Source organism: Flavobacterium sp. RSP49 (genome assembly GCF_003968735.1).
Classification (GTDB): Bacteria; Bacteroidota; Bacteroidia; order Flavobacteriales; family Flavobacteriaceae; genus Flavobacterium.
The window spans coordinates 1-3,443 of the sequence record NZ_RYDN01000061.1 but is presented as its reverse complement, the minus strand read 5'-3'; the positions used below and the strand labels follow the sequence as shown (position 1 = coordinate 3,443).

Here is a 3,443-nt window from a genome sequence, read left to right as displayed (position 1 = left end):
GCAAAAACGTTTTTGCAAGTGTTTAATTAAATATTTTTATCTAATAATCTGTATCGGTTATTCAGGACAAGACAAGTGACAGCAAACTCAGGAGCGGCGTCCTCAATTTTTAGTACTTTTTCGTTGGGAATTTGTGTAATGTGCGGATATTTTTCTAAAAGATGTCCTGTACTTTCTTTCAATAATTCAGTGCCTAATGTGCCTGCGGGGATTCCGTAGACATTATTGAATAGCGCTTCCTTAAGGGCTGAGGTTTTTTGATGGGTAAATACCCCGATTTTTTTATTAGACACAAAGGATTTATTGTTTGCAGAACCCAAAATTAGAGCGCATGACATGCTAGATACGCCACCGCCAAGGATAAGTACATCAAAGATCAAGGCTATTTTTCGTTTGTTTTTTCTTCTATTTTCTTTGACATTCTGAATATTAGAAGAATCAATACAGCACAAAAAGAGGCTGCCATTCCGATAAATGCAACTACGCTATCTCCTTGAAATGGATTTTTGAAATCCAGTAAAGTAACATTAAATAGGATTAGCGCTATTGCTAAAAATACCAAGATGTTAGTGAAAATTTTCATAAAATGTTTTTGTTTTTGGTAAAAAATGCAGATGTTAGGGGGTGTTTTTTATTTAGAATAAAATGTTCCAAAAAAATCAAATTTTTTATTTTACTATAATTTTATAGCAAATTTAAGAAATTATATTTTAGAGAAACAAACCTTTAACATTCGCAGCGAATAATTTAACAGCAATAGCCAGAAGTACTACGCCAAAAGTCTTTCTGATTACACCAAGTCCGTTTTCGCCTAATAATTTTTCTATTTTTGAGGATGATTTTAAAACGATATAGACCAAAATAATATTTAATAAAATGGCAATTACAATATTTATGGTATAAAATTGGGAGCGTAAAGAAAGTAAGGTGGTCATTGTTCCGGCGCCGGCAATCAAAGGGAAGGCAAGGGGAACAATAGAGGCAGAACTGGCTTCTTCGTCTCGGTAAATCCGAATTCCTAAAATCATCTCTAATGCCAAGAAAAACAATACAAAAGATCCTGCAACAGCAAAAGAATTGACATCAATTCCAATTAGTTTTAAGAGTTCTTCTCCGGCAAAAAGAAAAACAATCATGATGACGGCCGCTACAATGGATGCTTTTTCGGATTCAATATGTCCGTGTTTTGCTCTTAAATCAATGATAATCGGGATGGATCCCACGATGTCAATTACGGCAAAAAGTACCATTCCTACGGTGATTATTTCTCGAATATCGAATTCCATAACAGACTTTTTTTATTTATGGTAAAAGTAGATAATTTCCCTGATTATTGCAGGAATAGCTTTTTAATTTTATTTGGTTTTGTTTTCGAATTTATGAGTTGCTGAGGTGCTTTTTTCAAATTTCTTGAATATCTTTGCGAAATGTTTCAACTAGGAAAAACCATAGTCTCAGAAGACTTGCTCGAAAAAGATTTTGTTTGTAATTTGACTGCTTGTAAAGGCGCTTGTTGCGTTGATGGTGATGCTGGCGCACCATTGAGTTTTGAGGAGACTCAAATCCTCGAATCTATTTATCCAAAGATCAAGCCTTTTTTACGCAAACAAGGAATTGCTGCAATTGAAGCGCAAGGAACTTGGGTAAAAGGTACCGATGGTGATCTTGAAACGCCATTGATTGACGACAAAGATTGTGCCTACGCAATCTTTGATGGTAAGACCGCTCTATGTGGTATTGAGCAAGCCTATAATCAAGGAGCAATTAGTTGGAAAAAACCAGTTTCTTGTCATCTGTATCCAGTTCGGGTGAAAGATTTTACGGAGTTTGCCGCTGTTAATTATGACAAATGGGATATTTGTGATCCGGCCTGCTCTTTAGGTCAGGAACTTGAAGTTCCGGTATACAAATTTGTCAAAGAAGCCCTGATTCGTAAATTTGGCGAAGACTGGTATGCTGAACTTGAAAAGGTGGCGCAAGACATGAAAAAATAAGTAAATAAGAATTCTGTTTTTCTTGTTTAATTATTTAAAAAAACTATATTTTACGGTGCACCATCCCTTTAATTATTGTTTAAAATACTGAATTTAAGTGTTTTAAAATTTGTATGAAAAATGTCTTAATTTCTCTATTTGTTAAAAACTATAGGCGATTGTGAATAAGTTTGGCTTTTATTAACCGCAATATTTTACAACCTTTGTATCTCTCAAAAAGCTTAAAAATTTGTTAAAACCTCAAAAAAACAAACAATTATAATGACGCAAGTTGAACCAATTTTACAAGAAAATAAAAATCGTTTCGTAATTTTTCCGATAAAACACCATGATATTTGGGAATGGTATAAGAAAATGGAAGCCAGTTTCTGGACGGCTGAAGAAATCGATTTGTCACAAGATTTAAATGACTGGAATAATAAACTTTCTGATGATGAACGTTATTTTGTCAAGCATATTTTAGCATTTTTTGCAGCTTCAGATGGTATTGTAAATGAAAATCTGGCTGAAAATTTTGTAAACGAAGTGCAATATGCGGAAGCGAAATTCTTTTATGGGTTCCAAATCATGATGGAAAACATTCACAGCGAAACCTATTCGTTATTGATTGATACCTATGTAAAAGATGAAGTGGAGAAAGATGAATTATTCAATGCTTTAGAAGTTTTTCCTGCAATTAAGAAAAAAGCGGACTGGGCTTTAAAATGGATTGAATCGGATTCATTTGCTGAAAGGTTAATCGCTTTTGCAGCAGTGGAAGGAATTTTCTTTTCGGGAGCATTTTGTTCTATTTATTGGTTGAAAAAACGTGGTTTAATGCCAGGATTGACGTTTTCTAACGAATTGATTTCTCGTGACGAAGGAGTTCACTGTGATTTTGCCGTGCATTTGCACAACCACCACTTGGTGAATAAAGTGCCAAAAGAAAGAATCAGAAGTATTATCGTCGATGCTTTAAATATTGAAAGAGAATTTATTACGGAATCACTTCCTGTGAGTTTGATAGGAATGAATGCGGTGTTAATGACACAGTATTTAGAATTTGTTGCTGACAGATTATTAGTCGAATTAGGTTGCGACAGAGAATATAACACTACAAACCCATTTGATTTTATGGATATGATTTCACTTCAAGGAAAAACAAACTTCTTTGAAAAGAAAGTGGCTGAATATCAAAAAGCAGGTGTAATGAACACAGATGGAGATGCTCAAAAAATATCTTTTGACGCCGATTTCTAAAATTTGAGTTCTTGAATCCTAAGATTTATTTTGTCTTCTCGAATTACACTAGATTTCTTCGTACTTCTGCTCTAATAGCCCAGATAGTAATGAAAATCCTTTTTATTTTTTTCTTTAAAAAATAATATGCTTGTCCGTATTAACACCTAATCATTTTGTATCTTTAAAATCTAAACAGATTTGATATGAATATTTTAGATTTTTATAAAG

At 33.5% G+C, this 3,443-nt stretch carries 5 protein-coding genes; 2 read left to right on the top strand and 3 right to left on the bottom strand.

Features of this window, described 5'->3' with window-relative positions:
• Positions 1-26: 26 nt before the first annotated feature.
• From EKM02_RS14615 to EKM02_RS14605, 3 genes are all read right to left on the bottom strand, one after another.
• On the bottom strand, positions 27-293 hold the full coding sequence (locus tag EKM02_RS14615; protein ID WP_317124998.1) for a hypothetical protein: 267 nt from the start codon (positions 291-293) through the stop codon (positions 27-29).
• Positions 294-382: 89 nt separating this feature from the next.
• A complete protein-coding gene (locus tag EKM02_RS14610; protein ID WP_126456406.1) occupies positions 383-583 on the bottom strand; it encodes a hypothetical protein in 201 nt (66 codons plus the stop codon).
• 127 nt (positions 584-710) lie between these two features.
• Positions 711-1,286, bottom strand: coding sequence for a MarC family protein (locus tag EKM02_RS14605; RefSeq protein WP_126456404.1), 576 nt, complete (start codon positions 1,284-1,286; stop codon positions 711-713).
• Positions 1,287-1,427: 141 nt separating this feature from the next.
• On the opposite strand from EKM02_RS14605, the gene EKM02_RS14600 reads away from it, so the two are divergent.
• Positions 1,428-1,994, top strand: coding sequence for a DUF3109 family protein (locus EKM02_RS14600; protein ID WP_126456402.1), 567 nt, complete (start codon positions 1,428-1,430; stop codon positions 1,992-1,994).
• Between the two features lie 261 nt (positions 1,995-2,255).
• A complete protein-coding gene (locus tag EKM02_RS14595; RefSeq protein WP_126456400.1) occupies positions 2,256-3,233 on the top strand; it encodes a ribonucleotide-diphosphate reductase subunit beta in 978 nt (325 codons plus the stop codon).
• Positions 3,234-3,443 lie beyond the last annotated feature (210 nt).